The sequence below is a fragment of the Nitritalea sp. genome (assembly GCF_054166705.1).
In genome coordinates this window covers 780,393-797,069 of record NZ_JBSZCV010000008.1, presented here as the reverse complement: position 1 = coordinate 797,069, position 16,677 = coordinate 780,393, and the positions used below count along the sequence as shown (strand labels likewise).

The following is a 16,677-nucleotide window of genomic DNA, read 5'->3' as shown; positions in this document are numbered from 1 at the left end:
TAAACCGTAAATTTCCACACATGTTGCAGCGACCAATCAACCGATTAAAAAAGCCGACACCGTAAATTCTTGCGTAAGTCCGAGAAAAATTAGGCTGCATTGCAAAAATATCTGTAGTTTAATGCCCGATTTACCCGCTGACCGCATCTACGAGAGGCGTTCGGCATCACCTTACTAGCTGAAACACCCGAATGAAACAGTACCCTTTACTAGGTTTATTTTTCCTGTGTACCCTACTCTTCCTACCCCTAAGCGAAGCACTTTTCGCTGAAAATAACCGCGAAGAAGCGCCCTATGCTAGCGTCTTGGTAGAAGAAATACTTTCGGAGGAAACCCAGACACAGGTCGAGGAGCTCAGTGGAACTACGATGGACAGCATGCAGGCAGCGAATCCAGACCCTAGCTTGCAGTCGGATAAACATACGGAAGAACAGCACGCAGCTCATGCCGCCGCCCCCCTTTGGCTAGTCATCCCCTTCGTTACCTTGCTGCTGATGATCGCCACCGGCCCGCTTTTTTACGAACACTTTTGGCACCATCACTACCCGAAGGTGGCCATGGGCCTGGCCGCTATCGTCATCAGCTACTACCTTTTCGTGCTGCATAATGCCCACGAACCGGTACATGCCCTAGCCGAATATGTCCAGTTTATTGCCCTACTGGCCTCCCTCTACATCGCCTCTGGAGGCATCCTCATCCAGATCGATAAAGAAGCCACCCCCTTGGCGAATGTCAGCTTACTCCTCATCGGCGCCCTTATCTCGAATGTTATCGGCACCACAGGAGCCAGCATGCTGCTAATCCGCCCCTTCATCCGCCTAAATAAGGACAATATTCAGGCCTACCACATCATATTTTTTATCTTCATGGTTAGTAACATCGGCGGTGCCCTCACCCCGATCGGCGACCCACCACTCTTCCTGGGCTTCCTGAAAGGCGTCCCCTTCTTCTGGACCCTCAGCCATAACTGGCCCGCATGGATCTTTGCCCTCAGCCTCTTGGCGGTCGCCTTTTACTTTATCGATCGTAAATTTGGAGGCGCTGCAGAGCAGCAAAAGCCCCTCAGCCCTCCCGCTGGGAAGGGCTTTCAACTCATCGGAGGCAAAAACTTTCTTTGGCTCCTCATCGTGATTATCGCCGTATTCCTAGACCCGAATGTACTGCCTTGGGTGCCGGGCATCCACTACGATGGTCAGACCTTCTCCTTTCTTCGGGAACTCATCATGCTCAGCGTGGCCTACCTGTCCTACCGTTTTGCAGATACACGCGCCCTAAAGGGCAACGAATTTAACTTTGAACCCATCCGGGAAGTTGCCTTTATTTTTATCGGCATCTTCGGCACCATGATGCCAGCGCTGGAGCTGGTGGGAAATTTCGCTAAATCCCCTGAAGGCGCCGCCCTCATTACCCCCAACAGCCTCTTCTGGGGCACGGGCATTCTTTCCGGCTTCTTGGATAATGCACCGACCTACCTGAATTTCCTCGCCGCCGCCATGGCCTCGCAGGGCGCCAGTATCGGCTCTTTAGAAATGGTCCGGGAATTTGCACTCGGAGGCTACGAAAACTCGGCATTTGAGCTGATGGCCATATCGATAGCCGCCGTATTTTTCGGCGCCATGACCTATATCGGAAATGGCCCTAACTTTATGGTGAAGTCCATCGCAGAACAAAGCGGCATCAAAATGCCCTCCTTCTTCGGGTATATCTTACGCTTTTCACTGCCCCTCTTGCTGCCCGTGCTGTTCTTGGTTTGGCTCGTGTTTTTCGCCTTCGCTGCCTAAACCCAAAAGGATATTTGGCTAAAAAAAAGCATCTGAAACAGTGCCTTTAAACCTGCTCCAGATGCTTTCACTTTTCCACCAAGCTACTTTCGTTTACTTTCGATTTAAAAGAAAATACGTTCGTTTGCTTTCGTTTACTTTCCTTTTCCGCTAAATATACTTTCGTTTGGCTTCGTTTGCTTTCGTTTTACTGTTCGTTTCTGATCGATTTCTTTCTTTTTGAAAAATTCTCTCCCGGGCAGTCTCCCTTTCCTGCCACGACTTACCAGAAAAACAGTATGCAGCGCTACGCCTCCTCTCAAGGATCTAAACGAGGTACCACCATTTCTTCCTTCGGCAAAATATGCCCTGTAACCTGCAGCGCCGTAGATGAGCGAAACAAGATTTTTTGCTTCGCAGTAATACGGAATTGGTCCAGATGCTGGCGCGCCGCATGCATAATTAAACGCCCCGACACCGCCGTCTTATAGAAAAAATTATCCGTTTCAGCAGAAAATGACACCTCCTTCACCTCATTTTGTAAGTAGCGCACCTCGATCCACTTCACACGCCCCTTTTCTCCCGGCCGCAACTCATGCCGAAGGACATTATCCTTTCGGCTAGTCGCATAGGCAGCCGCTAACGAAGACGTATTGATATCCGCATCTAAAAAGACCTCGAAAAGTTCTAGCCAGCCCTCCGTATCTAAGGTGGCTTCTAAAATCTCCTCTTGCGTCCCGACGCGTACCTGTTTGCGCACTTGGAAACCGTCTAATTTTTCAGCTTGAACCTCCGCCCAAGTTTTAATAGGAAAATAAGCAGGCTCCTCCTGTTCTTCCCCCCCTCCCGATGCACAGGCGCCGAGAATACCTAGCAGAAAGACTAGGAAGAGGCTATACGCCAGCTGCCTCATAAACCTGCTATCAAGTTGATGCCTGTCATCTCTTGAGGCTTCGAAATCCCCATGAGCGCTAAAATGGTCGGAGCCAGATCTCCCAATTTGCCATCTCGAATCGGCAGGCGTTCTGCTCCATCCACTAAAATACAAGGGACTAGATTCGTCGTATGTGCTGTGTTCGGGCTGCCATCCGGATTCACCATCACATCACTATTTCCATGATCAGCGATCACGATCGTCGTGTAGCCTTCGGCCAAAGCCGTCTGTATCACTTTCTCCGCACAGTTATCTACAGCCTCACACGCCTTCACCGCAGCATCAAAGACACCGGTATGTCCCACCATGTCGGGATTAGCAAAGTTCAAGCAAACGAAATCCACCTCTCCTCGCTGCAGCTCTACATTAATTTTGCTGGCGATTTCGAAAGCGCTCATTTCTGGCTTTAGATCATAAGTAGGCACTTTCGGCGAAGGACACAGGATCCGCTGCTCTCCCTCGAACGCTGCCTCCTGTCCTCCGGAAAAGAAAAAGGTGACGTGGGGATATTTTTCGGTCTCCGCTATGCGGATCTGCTTTTTGCCCGCACGGGCCAACACCTCACCCAGCGTATTCGTCAGGTTATCCTTTTCGAAAAGCACACGTACATCCGAAAACGTATGGTCGTAGGTCGTAAACGTGATGTAATGCAGCGGCAGTTTTTTCATCGCAAAATCAGGGAAATCCTTTTGCGTCAGCGCCTGCGTGATCTCTCGGCCTCGATCCGTTCGGAAATTAAAACATATCACGACATCTTCCGCCGCGATGGTTGCTAGGGGCTCCTTCAGATCGTTCACTGCGATAATAGGGCGCACGAACTCATCCGTGACACCATTCGCATATGATTTTTCCAGGGCTCCAATCAGGTCATAGGCCCTTTCTCCCTCACCCTTTACCATGGCATCATACGCCAGCTTGACACGTTCCCAGCGGTTATCTCGATCCATGGCATAGTACCGCCCGATGATGCTAGCCAGCTTACCCGTGCTCCCCTCCATGTGGGCCATCAAATCTTGGAGGTAGGCTACCCCACCCTTCGGATCCGTATCGCGACCATCGGTGAAAGCGTGCACATACACCTCCTCTAAAGCATAGGCCGCCGCCGCATCACACAAGCCTTTCACATGATCTACATGTGCGTGCACACCGCCGTCAGATACCAACCCGATAAAATGCACCCGCTTTCCCTGCGCTTTTGCGTACTGAAAGGCCTCCTGAAGCACAGGATGCTCCTTTAGCTCCCCATTTTGTACGGCCAGGTTAATCTTAACGAGATCCTGATAGACGATGCGGCCCGCACCGATATTCATGTGCCCTACCTCAGAGTTGCCCATTTGCCCTTCGGGCAAACCGACCTGTAAACCTGAGGCCTCCAGTTTACTATGGGGATAGTCGGCAAATAGGCTATCAATAAATGGCGTTTTCGCTTTCGCGATGGCCGATACGGAAGGGTCTGTGCCTAGGCCCCAGCCGTCTAAGATCATGAGTAAGACCTTCTTGTCCATTATATACTTGGCTTAAATTTGCAGATGAAAAGATAGAGCGAAAGCTTTTCGCTTGCGCTAAATTACACATTTGTAAAAAAATCAGCCCTAAACTTTCCTTTTTTTTCAGGAATCAGCCTGAAAACCAAAAGGCAGCACACAGAAAAGGCCACACACCTCAGAGAAAAAAAACTGAATACGATTCAGAATACAGGAAGGTTGCAAAAAAACGAAGCATCTTTTAATTTTGGCGCACACTTTGTGTAAGCCATGGAAATGAAAGTACTCAGTTATATCGGCATTCTGTTTTTACTCACCTTCATAGGGGTGGAGCCTCCAGAAGCGCGTATGGATGAATCTTCCTTAGTGGAGGTCATCACAAGCGGAGATGCACGCAGCCTGAGTCGCATGATCAGTTCCAGTGCGGAAATTAAACTGAGTGGCGTACAGGCAGAGTACTCTCCCGTGCAAGCTGAGTATGTGCTAAAAGATTTTTTCAAGCGCTTTCCTCCGAAGGATTTTTCCATTTCCCACAGCAGCCGGCAGCAGCAGGTACAGACCTATGTAGGAGAATTAAGTACCTCATCCTTACGCTTTCAGGTAATCATTAAGCTCAATCAGCAGCGCGACGAAACGAACCTGTTTTACCTCGCCATCGTGGAGCGCTAAGCCCTAGACTGCGCTCAGAAAGGGAGGATACGCGCTCCGCGCAAAGGACAGGGGCAGCTTTCCCCTAGAATTGCTTACCTTTACGACGTGAAACATTTACCTTACCTCAGTGACGAAAAACTGGATCAGTTTATTCGTGCTGTTCTCGCAGAAGATATCGGCCCGGGAGATCATTCTACCCTAGCCAGCATCCCCGCTGATCGCGAAGGCAGTGCCCGCCTACTCATAAAAGATGACGGCATCATCGCAGGCTTAGAGCTGGCAAAAAAGATTTTTCAAACCTACGAGCCACGCCTGCAGGTGGAAATGCTGCTCGAAGATGGTAGTCAGGTGCAGCAGGGTGATGTCGGACTGCTCGTTAAAGGTCCCGCAGCAGCCATTTTAAGTACCGAGCGTGTGGTGCTCAACTGTCTGCAGCGCATGAGTGGCATCGCTACGAAGACGCATTATTTTAATAGTCTTATCGCGCATACGAAAGCGCGGGTCATGGATACGCGGAAAACAACTCCCGGCTTCCGCATGCTGGAAAAGTGGGCGGTCATCTTAGGGGGTGGCCTGAATCATCGCTATGCACTGTACGATATGGTGATGCTGAAGGATAACCATATCGACTTTGCCGGAGGCATAGAGGCTGCGATACGCGCCACACAAGCCTACCTACAAGCTGAAAACCTACAGCTGAAAATAGAGGTGGAAACCCGCACCCTGGCAGATGTAGAGGAAGTGCTACGCGTGGGAGGAATCGACTTAATCATGTTAGATAACATGGATTATCCCACCATGCGTGCTGCTGTAGCGCTAATCGATGGACGCTATCCAGTAGAAGCATCCGGCGGTGTTACTGAAAAAACGCTGCGCGATGTAGCCGAGTGCGGGGTAGACTACATTTCTATCGGTGCACTCACGCATCATGTGAAAAGCATGGACATCTCTCTAAAAGCTTGCTAAGCAAAGCCTTCATCCGGAGGTGTATTCTAGTCTCCTGTCCAACTTCCACAGTAGGGAGGGAAAGTAGAACCTACGAAAAAAAAGAGGGGGAGCCGCGAGACGCGCTCTCCCCTTGAAAAAATAAAGAACATTTTTTCTCTCTTATCCCTGCTTGGCGAAATCGGGATAAGCATGCATGCCGTGCTCATTAATGTCTAAGCCCTCGATTTCCTCAGCCGCAGGCACTCGGATGCCGATCGTGCGCTTTAAGCTAAAGAAAATGAGCCAGCTAGTGGCAAAACAAAATGCTCCTGTCACACCGATGCCAATCAGCTGACTCAGCACTTGGGCACCACCCGCCAGATCTCCGAATAATCCGACCGCTAAGGTTCCCCAAATACCCCCGACGAGATGTACTGCGATGGCACCCACTGGATCATCTATTTTTAATTTATCGAATAAAACGACACCAAGCACAACGAGTATTCCTCCGATAAAACCGATGATAGCGGCCTCTCCGGGTCCCATTAGGTCTGCGCCGGCGGTGATACCCACCAGGCCAGCTAAGATGCCATTCAGCACCATCGTGATATCGTACGTTCTAAATTTCAAGTAAGAAGCGAGCAAGGCTCCGAAAGCTCCAGCTGCACCTGCTATGGCTGTAGTCACGAAAACCAAGGACACATCGCCAGGGTCTGCGGAAAGCACCGAACCCCCATTAAAACCAAACCAGCCGAACCACAGCAGAAACACGCCGATGGTTGCCATGGGAATGCTATGCCCTGGAATCGCCTTCATCCCTTTTTCGGTGTACTTACCGATTCGAGGCCCTAAAAGGTAGGCTCCCACTAAAGCCCCCCAGCCACCTACGGAATGCACGATCGTCGAGCCCGCGAAATCGTAAAATGGAGTCTCCAGGGTGTCTAAGAAGCCGCCCCCCCATTTCCACATGCCGACGATAGGATAACAGACCCCTACGTATAGGATGGAAAATGTCAAAAAGGGGCCCAACTTAATGCGCTCAGCCACAGCGCCCGATACGATCGTGGCTGCCGTGGCCGCGAACATGGCCTGAAAGATAAAGTCCGTGTAAAAAGTGAAGTCCGCATACTCACTCGTGTTCCAGCCCTCCGGCAGGCTTAGCCCGACACCGCCGAGGCCGATAAACATCCCCGCGAAGGCATCACCCGGATACATCAAGTTAAAACCGATAAAGGCATAGGTAAGTAGCCCGATCGCCGGGATAAGCGTGTTTTTAAATAGAATGTTGACGGTGTTTTTCGACCGCGTCAGCCCCGCCTCGAGACTCGCGAAGCCCAAGTGCATGATGAATACCAAAATTGTGGCAACCAAAATCCACAAATTGTTAATGGTAAAGATTTCTTGATTCATAGGTTGTATAGGTTTAAAATGCTTTAAATCGTGTACTCATTTTTTTGCGCCTCAGGCGCAGCGGAAAAAGTCTAAAACGGTACCTCCCCCACTCGTACTGGATGCGACCGCTGCTACAGTGCCTCCTCGCCCTGGTCTTTATTTCGGATTCTGTAGGCCTCTAATACATCATACACGAAGATTTTTCCATCTCCCACCTCTCCAGTGGCTCCTTCACGTAAGATGCAGTCGATGACAGGCTGGACGAGCGCATCCACGGTCACGATTTCTAGCTTGGTACGCGGTATAAATGCCGGCTCATAGGCCACACCTCGATAGGTTTGCGAACGGGCCTGCTCTAGTCCCATTCCCTTCACTTCATAAAAGGTAAGAAACTTCACCCCCAGACCTGCCACACAACTGTAGATAGCCTCAAATTTCGAAGTTCTAATAATCGCTTCTATTTTTTTCATTTTACATAATAAATTAGTGGTTTCATTGCAAATATGCAGCTAATGTACGCGAAATTCTCGAAAATGAAAAGTCAGGGTCTTTTTTTATGCACTTTTATCAGATTTTTTGCCTAAAAAATAGTTTAGGCCTCTAAGCTAAGCCTTACCAAGCCTCTTTAGCATATTATTGAGAAAATAAGGGTGTTTTTATATGCACGAATTGAAATCCACTAGAAAGCCAGCCGCTCAGAAGTTCTTTCGTTTTTTGTCATGGGAGGGAAAGAAAGCACACCACACGCTAGTAGGGCCGATTACAGAAAAAAATTTTCGGTATCCATGAAAAGCCTTACCTTTGGGTTTTGTTAGAACAACACAAACAGATGAAACCAACACTTTTAGTCCTGGCTGCAGGCATGGGAAGCCGTTACGGCGGAAATAAGCAGATCGATGGCTTCGGCCCGAACGGAGAAACGATTTTAGAGTACTCTATTTTTGATGCCATTCAAGCCGGTTTCGGTAAGGTAGTCTTTATCGTCCGCGAAGAGATCTTAGACTTGGTTAAAGAAAAGTTTTTACCTAAGCTGGAGGGTAAAATTGAAGTAGATTTTGTGCTACAAGCACTTGAAAGCCATGTCCCCGCCGCTTTCCAAAATCCAGAACGTCAGAAACCCTATGGTACTGCACATGCGATGTTATGTGCCCAAGAGGCGGTAGAGACTCCTTTCGCGGTCATTAACGCCGATGATTTTTATGGCAAGAAGGCCTTTCAAGTGCTCGGCCGCTTTCTCAGCGAGCAGGTGCGTCCTGACCTGCATGCCATGGTAGGCTTCGCGATCCAAAATGTGCTATCCGATAATGGTACTGTCAGCCGTGGCATCTGCGAGACGAATGCGCAGGGGCAGCTCATCGGCATGACTGAGCGCACGGCCATCGCTCTGGAAGGGGATCGCATTCTCCATAAGGCAGGGGACGAGGTGATTGAGATTCAGCCCGACACCCCTGTTTCCATGAATTGCTGGGGCTTTCATCCTAGTGTTTTTAAGGATACGGCACGCATGTGGGAGGCTTTTTTACCGGCGAATAAAGAAAATCTGAAGTCTGAATTTTACATTCCTACCGTGGCCAACACGCTGATCGAAGAGGGGCAGGCAGCTTTCGAGATTTTGCCTGGCGGCAAAACCTGGTTTGGCGTCACCTATACCGCGGATAAGCCTGTAGTGATCGCGGCCCTTAAAGCTCTTCACGAAGCAGGAGAATACCCCGAGGGACTTTGGTCCTAAACCCATAAATCACCCGAATAACAATGAAAAAAATCCTTTTCAGCAGCAAGCCATTCTTCAGCGGCATCGCGCTTAGCCTGCTACGCATCGGTTCGGCGCTGATGATGCTGACCCATGGCTGGGCGAAAATCGCGAATTTCACCACGAACCTGGAGCGCTTCCCGGACCCTATCGGCCTAGGCCCGGCAGTGTCCTTACAGCTGGCCATTTTCGCGGAGTTTTTCTGTGCGATCTTACTTCTTTTAGGCTTTATGAGCCGCATCGCGCTGATTCCCCTTATCATCACTATGGTGGTGGCTGCTTTTGTGGTGCATGGCGCCGACCCCTTTCCTCAGCAGGAAAAATCGCTCCTGTTTCTATTGATTTTTGTGATTCAGTTTCTCGCCGGGCCGGGCACGCTATCCTTGGATAAGCAGCTTCTCCCGCGCAGAAGGTAATGGCGTCTAATCATGCTGTAGCAAACAGGCTTCGGCTGATAGGAGAATTTAGACAGAAGGAGAGGCCTGCCCGATATCCTCAGGTTCGAGCACCTGTCCTCCTGAAACCGGAAATACTCGAATGCTCGTCTGTAAGGAGGCGAGCATTTTTTTTGACCGCTCTGGGCGGGCGTCGGTAAGGAAAAGTTGGCCGAATTCATTTTGCGCCACCAGGCGCAAAAGAAACTCAATCCGCTTATCGTCCAGCTTATCGAAAATATCATCCAGCAGCAAGATCGGAGGAAAGCCCAAGCGTGCTTTTAGAGCCAGAAACTGCGCTAGCTTGAGTGCTATGGCGGCCGATTTCACCTGCCCTTGGGAACCAAACTTGCGGATTGGATGGCCGTCTAGCTGTAGGTGAAAGGCATCTTTGTGCACCCCCACGGTGCTGCGCTTCGCCAGATAATCCTGATAGGCGGCTTCATGAAAGGCTTTTTCGAAGTGGGCAGGGTCTAGCGCCTGGCTTTCATACTGCAGCTGTAGCTGCTCCTGACCGGCGGTAATGGCCTGATACTGCGCCTGCAGGAGCGGTTCGAAGTCCGCTAAGAAGAGCTGCCGCTGCTGGGCGATCCAGAGGGCTTCCGGAAGGAGCTGACTATCATAGGGCGCCAAGAAATCCGCTTGAAAACGTCCCTTCGCATGCATCGTCTTCAGGAGGGCATTCCGCTGCTTGAGCAGATGCTGGTAGCGACTCAGCCGTTTTAAATAGGTGGAGTCCAGCTGGCAGAGCGTATTGTCGAAAAACTTACGTCGGTTCTCTTCGGGGCCCTTTACCATGTCGGCGTCATCAGGAGCGATCAGCACCACGGGCAGGGCGCCCACATGCTCACTCAGTCGCTCCAGGAGTCGGCCATCCTGATAGAAAAGCTTTCGCTTTCCTTGCTCTTGGATACATTTTAGAGCTGAAAAGGTCTCGCTCCCTTCCACTTCCGCTTGCAGCGTAAAAAACTGAGATTGATGTGCGATACTTTGCGAATCAGTAAAGCCGAAACCACTTTTCGTCAAGCAGAGGTAGTGGATGGCATCTAGTAAATTTGTCTTGCCACTCCCATTAGGCCCTACAAAACAGTTGATTCCCTCCACGAACTTCAGCGCGCTGCGTTCGTAATTTTTAAAAAAGTGTAGTTGTAACTGAGCGAGGTACATGGCAGGGGAGAGAGCGAAAGTAACCGAATTCCGGCACTTACGTTACGATTTTCATTCGAAATCCTTATATTGCAGCGTAATTAGCGTAAGTGCATTTCCCCCTCTATTTTCGGGAGCGAAGGCAGCCCTTCCGCAGCTAGAATAAGTAGCAAAGATAGATAAGATTTAATCATATGGCAAAAAAGAGCACGACAGCAAAGTCAAAAACGAAATACTCGAAAGAGACCTATGCCTACTGGTACGAGAGCATGCTCCTGATGAGGAGGTTTGAGGAGAAGGCAGGTCAGCTCTACGGACAGCAGAAAATTCGTGGTTTCTGTCATTTATATATTGGACAGGAAGCTTGCGCCTCTGGCGCGATCACGGCCCTAACTCCTGATGATAAGTGGATCACGGCTTACCGGGACCATGCCCACCCGCTGGGGCTCGGCACTGACCCGGGGGCTGTTATGGCGGAATTATATGGAAAAGCTACGGGCACTACGAAAGGCAAGGGCGGTTCCATGCACATTTTCGATAAGGAGAAAAACTTCATGGGCGGTCATGGGATAGTGGGTGCTCAGGTGCCTATGGGGCTTGGAATCGGCTTTGCGGAGAAGTATCAAGGCACGAAGAACCTATGTATCTGTTACATGGGGGATGGTGCGGTGCGCCAGGGTGCCGTTCACGAAGCCTTTAACCTCGCTATGCTCTATAAGGTACCCGTTATTTTCGTGATCGAGAATAATGGTTACGCCATGGGAACTTCCGTAAAGCGCTCTTCGAATGTCGAGGAGCTGTACACCATCGGAGAAGCCTATGACATGCCTTCCTTCGCAGTGGACGGCATGAATGTGGAAGCCGTACACGAAGCGGTGGCTGAGGCTGCGGAGCGAGCGCGCTCTGGTGAAGGCCCTACCCTTTTGGAATTCAGAACCTACCGCTACAAGGGGCACTCCATGTCCGACCCGCAAAAATACCGTACCCGCGAGGAAGTGGAGGAGTACAAGCAGCGTGACCCGATCGAGCAGGTGAAGGCCACCATCCTAGAAAACGGTCTGATGACCGAAGAGGAGATTAAAGAGATCGATAAGCGCGTGAAAAAACAAGTGGAGGACTCCGTAAAGTTCGCCGAAGAGTCTCCCTGGCCAGAAGGTCAGGATGCCTTTAAGGATGTATACCAGCAAGAGGACTACCCTTTCGTAATGGAATAGGCCCTGCCGGGCCAAAGGAAAAGCCGGTAGATGTATGCTACCGGCTTTTTTATTCTCCTTACGGCCGCGTATTATGTGGAGAGAAAAGAATAGCAAGTTTTGTAAATGAATAAAAGAAATATAACTTTGCGGAGCAAATTTTAGTAGAGCATGGCGAAGAAAACAAGCACCAAGGAACCTGTCACTCAGGGAAATGAAGTATTAGAGAACCCAGAAGCGATCGCGAGCAGCTTAAGTCGTGGCGAAGATTTCGTAAAAAAGAACTCCAAAATCTTCGGTGGAATCATCGCAGCGGTGATTTTACTGATGGCAGGGATTCTTTATTTCCAGATCGACAAGCAAAATAAAAATAAGAAGGCGCAAGCAGAAATGTTCCAAGCGGTCTATTATTTCGAGCAAGATCAAACAGACTTAGCATTAGCCGGTGACGGTGATGCCAAAGGCTTTTTAGATATCATCAAGCAGTACGGCGGTACAGATGCTGCCAACCTGGCGCATTACTATGTAGGTTCTATCTACATGTCGGAGTCCAAGTACAGCGATGCTGTGGACTATTTAAAGAAATTTACTGCGAACGACTACTTCGTGCAGGCACAGGCTTTTGCGCTCTTAGGCGATGCTTACTTAGAGCTGAACAATACCAAGGAGGCGATTTCTTTTTACAAGAAAGCGGCGAACCATCGTGAGAACAAATTCTTTACTCCGAAATATTTACTGAAGTTAGCGATCGCACAAGAAGCGGCTGGAGAGCTGAACGCTGCCATCGGTACCCTGACGGAAATCGAAGAAAAATACTTCGAGTCTTTTGAGTACACGAATGCACGTAAACACAAGGCCCGCCTAGAAGGCCTTGCTTCTCGCTAATGCGTAACTGCTTACACACATGCATGAAACGAAAGAGTAAGGCCCCTATCGGTCTTACTCTTTTTTATTTAGCTATACCTTATAAAAGAAGAAACAGATGGCCAGCAATTTAAAAAACTTAAGTGCTTACCGCACCCACAAACTTCCAGACATCAGTGGAAAAAAATTTGGCATCGTCGTCTCCGAGTGGAACGATAGCATCACGGAGGCGCTGTATGCAGGAGCCCTAGATACCTTACTCCGCCATGGTGCTAAAAAAGAGCACTTATACCGCTACGATGTGCCCGGATCCTTTGAGCTTACGCTAGGTGCGCAGTACCTCGCTCAGGAAGAGGAAATCGACGCGGTCATTTGCTTAGGCTGTGTCATCCAAGGGGAGACGCGGCATTTCGACTTTATCTGTGATGCCGTAGCACATGGGATTACAGAGGTCGGCATGAAATATAACAAACCGGTAATTTTCGGTGTTTTGACCCCCGACACCCAGCAGCAAGCCTTAGATCGCGCTGGCGGCAAGCATGGCAATAAAGGCGATGAAGCGGCCATAACAGCAATTAAAATGCTGGGCTTTTTTCAGTCCTAAAAATAAACGCAATTAACTGTTGATACAACTATGAGAATCATGAAGTTTGGGGGCACTTCGGTTGGGAAGCCGGAGCGCATGCACCAGGTACTGGACTTGATTACCCGTGACGAAAAGCGAAAGATCGTGGTCTTGTCTGCACTTTCTGGCACGACGAACGCGCTGGTAAAGATCGGGGAGGCTTTAGCTGAAGGAGACAAGGACGAGGCCAAAAACCTTATCGATACGCTTCATGCACACTATAAGGCATTTGTCGAGGAGCTTCTTAGCAGCACTGCTGCCAAAGCGAAGGCAAATAAAATCGTAAAAGAGCATTTCGAATTCTTAGAAATCCTGCTAAAAATCTCTTTTAACGAGGCGATTAACCGTGACATCTTAGCTCAGGGCGAGCTGCTCTCCACGAAGCTGTTTTACACGCTTTTACAGGAAAAAGATATCCCAGCGGTATTTTTACCCGCCCTAGACTTCATGAGCATCGACGAAAACAACGAGCCGGAATTAGCGAAGATCCGTGAAAAGCTCCAGCAAATCCTCGGTCGCTACCCGCAAGACCAGCTTTTCGTCACGCAGGGGTACATCTGTAAAAACCATAAAAACGAAGTGGACAACCTGAAGCGAGGGGGTTCAGACTACACCGCCTCCCTTATCGGGGCAGCCAGCCAAGCGGAGGTGATTGAGATCTGGACGGACATCGATGGCATGCACAATAATGACCCACGTGTGGTGAATAAAACTCGACCGGTAGCTAAATTATCCTTTGATGAAGCCGCAGAGCTCGCCTATTTTGGGGCGAAAATTTTACACCCCGCTTCTATTTGGCCTGCCCAGCAGGGAAATGTCCCGGTGAAGCTACTGAACACGATGGATCCCGACGCGCCGGGCACCACGATTACCAGTCAGGAAACCGGAAAAGGCGTGAAGGCCTTGGCGGCCAAAGATGGCATAACTGCTATCAAGATAAAGTCTAGCCGTATGCTACTCGCTTATGGCTTCTTACGTCAGGTATTTGAGATCTTCGAGCGGTACAAAACGCCGATCGATATGATTACCACTTCAGAGGTGGCCATTTCCCTTACCATCGATGACACCAGCCACCTGAAGCAGCTTGAAGAGGCGCTGAAAGATTTCGGGACTGTAGAAATCGACGCCAATCAGACGATTATTTCGGTGGTTGGCAACCAAGTTGCCAATGAGAAGGGCAGCCTGGCGGGGATTATGGACTGCCTGACGAACTTCCCCATCCGCATGGTTTCGTATGGAGGTAGCCGGCATAATGTGTCTATTTTAGTGGATGCCCAGTACAAACAGCAGGCATTACAGCAGTTAAACGAAGGCCTTTTTCATTGGGAGGCAGAATAATCGGTTTAATGGAAAGGAAGTGTAGGCATTTTTCATCAATTTTAGGCATGAAAAAACTATACTTCCTTTTTTGCTTTTTTTTCTTAGTTCAGGGCTCCCTTTTGGCGCGGCAGGCGCCTACTGCTAGCGCATATGAAACCCTTTTTGAGCGTAGCGGAGGCACCGAAACACCTCCTTATGCGGAGGTTATCGCTTATTTTCAGCGCTTGGCAGCTGATTTTGAAGCTGTCAGGATGCTTCCGATGGGCATTACCGATTCCGGGGAGCCTTTGCACTTGCTTATCCTCGATGAACAATTGGACTTCGACCCTGCCACCTGGCATGAAAAGGGACGTCCGATCGTTTTTATTCAAAACGGCATTCACCCTGGCGAGCCTGATGGCATTGATGCCAGCATGCTTTTTCTTCGCGATATTTTATTGAAAAAAATCCCACATGATCCTCGAGTGGCTTTGGCTATCGTCCCGGTATATAATGTCGGAGGCCATCTCAACCGAAATACCCGTAGTCGTGTCAATCAAAACGGCCCGGAGGCCTACGGCTACCGTGGAAATGCCCGAAACTATGACCTTAACCGTGATTTCCTAAAGGCAGACACCCGAAATGCCCGCAGTTTCCAACAGCTATTTCAGTTTTTAAAGCCTCATGTTTTTATCGACACACACGTCAGTAATGGGGCGGACTATCAGCATGTGATGACGATGATCTCCACCCAAAGTGATCGTCTAGGTGGTCGCGCAGGTAGGTATTTGCGGGAGCAAATGAACCCGCTTTTATATGCTGAAATGGAAAAAAAGGGCTTCCCTATGATTCCCTATATGAGTGCCTACGGCAACAAGCCCGAAGACGGCTGGCCCCAATTTAAAGACCTCGGTCGTTACAGCAGCGGCTATGCGGCACTCTTTTCGACCATGAGTTTTATGCCCGAGACCCACATGCTAAAACCTTATGCAGATCGGGTAGCCTCCACCTATGCCTTTTTCGAGGTAGTGATGGAGGTACTGGCAGCATCGGGAACCGAAATAGTAGGTCATGTGCAAGCCGATCGAGCCGCCACAAAGCGCCAAGAGCTATTTCCTCTAAATTTCGTAGTAGACCGCAGCCGATCTACTCCCATGCAATTTATGGGCTACCGTTCTGGACTGAAGCCCTCTGCGCTGTCAGGAAAAGACCGCTTATATTACGACCGCGCGCAACCCTTCACGGCGACCATTCCTTTCTATGAATTTTATACCCCTAGCCTTCAAAAAAAGGCTCCAAAAGCCTATGTAATTCCGCAGGGCTGGCATTCCGTAATCGAAAACCTAAAACGAAATAATGTCCGCTTCCAAGTCCTGGAGCAGGACAGCGCCTTACAGGTGACGGCCTATAAGATCGCTTCTTATCAGACAAGTAGCAGTCCTTTTGAGGGACACTTTATGCATCGAAATGTAAGCCTGATAGAAGAAAAGGAGCTTCGTGAGTTCCGAAAAGGGGATTATCTCGTGCTTCTCGACCAGGAAGCTAATCGATTTTTAATCGAAGTGTTGGAACCCGAGTCAGAAGACAGTTTCTTTGTATGGAATTTCTTTGACACCATCCTGCAGGCCAAAGAAGGGTTTTCTGCGTATGTATTTGAGGACTTGGCCGCGAGCTACTTAGAAGAGAACCCTGAGCTAAAGGCGGACCTAGAAAAAGCGAAGGCAGCAGACCCGGAGTTAGCCGAAAGCGGCCCTAGACAGCTGCGCTGGGTGTATGAGCGTTCCCCGTGGAAGGATCCCGCACACATGCGCTATCCCATATACCGAATAGAACGATGAAAAAACAAGATACAGGAGCTGAATCAGCGGCAGGTTCCAACTTTATGACCCGATTAAAGGAAAAGTGGGGACTGAAAAGTATGTGGCAGGTAGGCCTTATCCTCCTTGTCTTTGCCCTTACGGGCACAACCGTCCTACTCATCAAGCAGCCCCTGCTTCAACTTCTGGGGGTCGACATGAGTCAGGGTGGAGCTTGGAAAACCGTCCTCTATCTGCTTTTCGTACTTCCCCTATACCAGCTGATTCTACTCTTCTATGGCGCCCTGCTCGGGCAGTTTTCGTTTTTCTGGGAAAAGGAAAAAGCGCTTTTCCGAAGAATCTTCGGAAGCAGTAAATCCTAAGCAGAAACAAGGACGAAAGAAACGTGTTTTCATTGGGTT

At 49.6% G+C, this 16,677-nt stretch carries 16 protein-coding genes; 11 read left to right on the top strand and 5 right to left on the bottom strand.

The window, feature by feature from the left end; genetic code table 11:
• The first annotated feature begins 377 nt into the window (after positions 1-377).
• The gene (locus ACXIT9_RS07410; protein ID WP_458055646.1) at positions 378-1,781 is read left to right on the top strand and encodes a sodium:proton antiporter; all 1,404 of its coding nucleotides are present in this window, start codon (positions 378-380) and stop codon (positions 1,779-1,781) included.
• A gap of 298 nt (positions 1,782-2,079) precedes the next feature.
• Here ACXIT9_RS07410 and ACXIT9_RS07405 read toward each other — a convergent pair whose 3' ends face one another.
• Both ACXIT9_RS07405 and gpmI read right to left on the bottom strand, forming a co-directional pair.
• Complete coding sequence (locus ACXIT9_RS07405; protein WP_458055589.1) at positions 2,080-2,673, bottom strand: hypothetical protein; 594 nt, start codon at positions 2,671-2,673, stop codon at positions 2,080-2,082.
• Positions 2,670-4,199: a 2,3-bisphosphoglycerate-independent phosphoglycerate mutase gene (gpmI, locus tag ACXIT9_RS07400; RefSeq protein ID WP_458055588.1), complete on the bottom strand. Its 1,530-nt coding sequence runs from the start codon at positions 4,197-4,199 to the stop codon at positions 2,670-2,672. Before gpmI ends, ACXIT9_RS07405 begins: the two co-directional genes overlap by 4 nt.
• A 255-nt stretch (positions 4,200-4,454) precedes the next feature.
• On the opposite strand from gpmI, the gene ACXIT9_RS07395 reads away from it, so the two are divergent.
• Both ACXIT9_RS07395 and nadC read left to right on the top strand, forming a co-directional pair.
• Complete coding sequence (locus ACXIT9_RS07395; protein WP_458055587.1) at positions 4,455-4,847, top strand: DUF4783 domain-containing protein; 393 nt, start codon at positions 4,455-4,457, stop codon at positions 4,845-4,847.
• A gap of 87 nt (positions 4,848-4,934) precedes the next feature.
• Entirely contained in the window at positions 4,935-5,795 is an 861-nt protein-coding gene (nadC, locus tag ACXIT9_RS07390) for a carboxylating nicotinate-nucleotide diphosphorylase (RefSeq protein ID WP_458055586.1), read from the top strand.
• A 141-nt stretch (positions 5,796-5,936) separates the two neighbouring features.
• On the opposite strand, the gene ACXIT9_RS07385 is transcribed toward nadC, so the two are convergent.
• Together ACXIT9_RS07385 and ACXIT9_RS07380 are read right to left on the bottom strand one after the other, a co-directional pair.
• Positions 5,937-7,166: an ammonium transporter gene (locus ACXIT9_RS07385; protein ID WP_458055585.1), complete on the bottom strand. Its 1,230-nt coding sequence runs from the start codon at positions 7,164-7,166 to the stop codon at positions 5,937-5,939.
• A 113-nt stretch (positions 7,167-7,279) separates the two neighbouring features.
• Entirely contained in the window at positions 7,280-7,618 is a 339-nt protein-coding gene (locus ACXIT9_RS07380; RefSeq protein WP_458055584.1) for a P-II family nitrogen regulator, read from the bottom strand.
• Positions 7,619-7,977: 359 nt separating this feature from the next.
• Between ACXIT9_RS07380 and ACXIT9_RS07375 the strand changes: the two genes are divergently transcribed.
• Positions 7,978-8,877 (top strand): nucleotidyltransferase family protein, encoded by a 900-nt coding sequence (locus ACXIT9_RS07375; protein ID WP_458055583.1) that lies wholly within the window; start codon positions 7,978-7,980, stop codon positions 8,875-8,877.
• A 23-nt stretch (positions 8,878-8,900) separates the two neighbouring features.
• Entirely contained in the window at positions 8,901-9,314 is a 414-nt protein-coding gene (locus ACXIT9_RS07370) for a DoxX family protein (protein ID WP_009056299.1), read from the top strand.
• Between the two features lie 48 nt (positions 9,315-9,362).
• On the opposite strand, the gene recF is transcribed toward ACXIT9_RS07370, so the two are convergent.
• On the bottom strand, positions 9,363-10,499 hold the full coding sequence (gene recF / locus ACXIT9_RS07365) for a DNA replication/repair protein RecF (protein ID WP_458055582.1): 1,137 nt from the start codon (positions 10,497-10,499) through the stop codon (positions 9,363-9,365).
• A gap of 173 nt (positions 10,500-10,672) precedes the next feature.
• Between recF and pdhA the strand changes: the two genes are divergently transcribed.
• From pdhA to ACXIT9_RS07335, 6 genes are all read left to right on the top strand, one after another.
• Positions 10,673-11,692 (top strand): pyruvate dehydrogenase (acetyl-transferring) E1 component subunit alpha, encoded by a 1,020-nt coding sequence (pdhA, locus tag ACXIT9_RS07360; RefSeq protein WP_458055581.1) that lies wholly within the window; start codon positions 10,673-10,675, stop codon positions 11,690-11,692.
• A gap of 150 nt (positions 11,693-11,842) precedes the next feature.
• Complete coding sequence (locus ACXIT9_RS07355; protein WP_458055580.1) at positions 11,843-12,556, top strand: tetratricopeptide repeat protein; 714 nt, start codon at positions 11,843-11,845, stop codon at positions 12,554-12,556.
• A gap of 97 nt (positions 12,557-12,653) precedes the next feature.
• Positions 12,654-13,139 (top strand): 6,7-dimethyl-8-ribityllumazine synthase, encoded by a 486-nt coding sequence (gene ribH, locus ACXIT9_RS07350; protein WP_458055579.1) that lies wholly within the window; start codon positions 12,654-12,656, stop codon positions 13,137-13,139.
• Positions 13,140-13,169: 30 nt separating this feature from the next.
• Positions 13,170-14,498, top strand: a complete 1,329-nt coding sequence (locus ACXIT9_RS07345) for an aspartate kinase (RefSeq protein ID WP_458055578.1) — start codon at positions 13,170-13,172, stop codon at positions 14,496-14,498.
• A gap of 47 nt (positions 14,499-14,545) precedes the next feature.
• Positions 14,546-16,297, top strand: coding sequence for a M14 family zinc carboxypeptidase (locus ACXIT9_RS07340; protein WP_458055577.1), 1,752 nt, complete (start codon positions 14,546-14,548; stop codon positions 16,295-16,297).
• Positions 16,294-16,638: a DUF6787 family protein gene (locus tag ACXIT9_RS07335; RefSeq protein WP_458055576.1), complete on the top strand. Its 345-nt coding sequence runs from the start codon at positions 16,294-16,296 to the stop codon at positions 16,636-16,638. The genes ACXIT9_RS07340 and ACXIT9_RS07335 overlap by 4 nt, the downstream gene beginning before the upstream one ends.
• Positions 16,639-16,677 lie beyond the last annotated feature (39 nt).

Excerpts from the sequence above, each read along its gene's own strand:
- recF (WP_458055582.1), bottom strand. The coding sequence starts at position 10,499 with ATGTACCTCGCTCAGTTACAACTACACTTTTTTAAAAATTACGAACGC.
- ACXIT9_RS07355 (WP_458055580.1), top strand. The coding sequence starts at position 11,843 with ATGGCGAAGAAAACAAGCACCAAGGAACCTGTCACTCAGGGAAATGAA.
- ACXIT9_RS07410 (WP_458055646.1), top strand. The coding sequence starts at position 378 with ATGCAGGCAGCGAATCCAGACCCTAGCTTGCAGTCGGATAAACATACG.
- ACXIT9_RS07345 (WP_458055578.1), top strand. The coding sequence starts at position 13,170 with ATGAGAATCATGAAGTTTGGGGGCACTTCGGTTGGGAAGCCGGAGCGC.
- ACXIT9_RS07380 (WP_458055584.1), bottom strand. The coding sequence starts at position 7,618 with ATGAAAAAAATAGAAGCGATTATTAGAACTTCGAAATTTGAGGCTATC.
- ribH (WP_458055579.1), top strand. The coding sequence starts at position 12,654 with ATGGCCAGCAATTTAAAAAACTTAAGTGCTTACCGCACCCACAAACTT.
- ACXIT9_RS07370 (WP_009056299.1), top strand. The coding sequence starts at position 8,901 with ATGAAAAAAATCCTTTTCAGCAGCAAGCCATTCTTCAGCGGCATCGCG.
- pdhA (WP_458055581.1), top strand. The coding sequence starts at position 10,673 with ATGGCAAAAAAGAGCACGACAGCAAAGTCAAAAACGAAATACTCGAAA.
- gpmI (WP_458055588.1), bottom strand. The coding sequence starts at position 4,199 with ATGGACAAGAAGGTCTTACTCATGATCTTAGACGGCTGGGGCCTAGGC.
- ACXIT9_RS07395 (WP_458055587.1), top strand. The coding sequence starts at position 4,455 with ATGAAAGTACTCAGTTATATCGGCATTCTGTTTTTACTCACCTTCATA.
- ACXIT9_RS07335 (WP_458055576.1), top strand. The coding sequence starts at position 16,294 with ATGAAAAAACAAGATACAGGAGCTGAATCAGCGGCAGGTTCCAACTTT.
- ACXIT9_RS07375 (WP_458055583.1), top strand. The coding sequence starts at position 7,978 with ATGAAACCAACACTTTTAGTCCTGGCTGCAGGCATGGGAAGCCGTTAC.
- ACXIT9_RS07405 (WP_458055589.1), bottom strand. The coding sequence starts at position 2,673 with ATGAGGCAGCTGGCGTATAGCCTCTTCCTAGTCTTTCTGCTAGGTATT.
- ACXIT9_RS07340 (WP_458055577.1), top strand. The coding sequence starts at position 14,546 with ATGAAAAAACTATACTTCCTTTTTTGCTTTTTTTTCTTAGTTCAGGGC.
- ACXIT9_RS07385 (WP_458055585.1), bottom strand. The coding sequence starts at position 7,166 with ATGAATCAAGAAATCTTTACCATTAACAATTTGTGGATTTTGGTTGCC.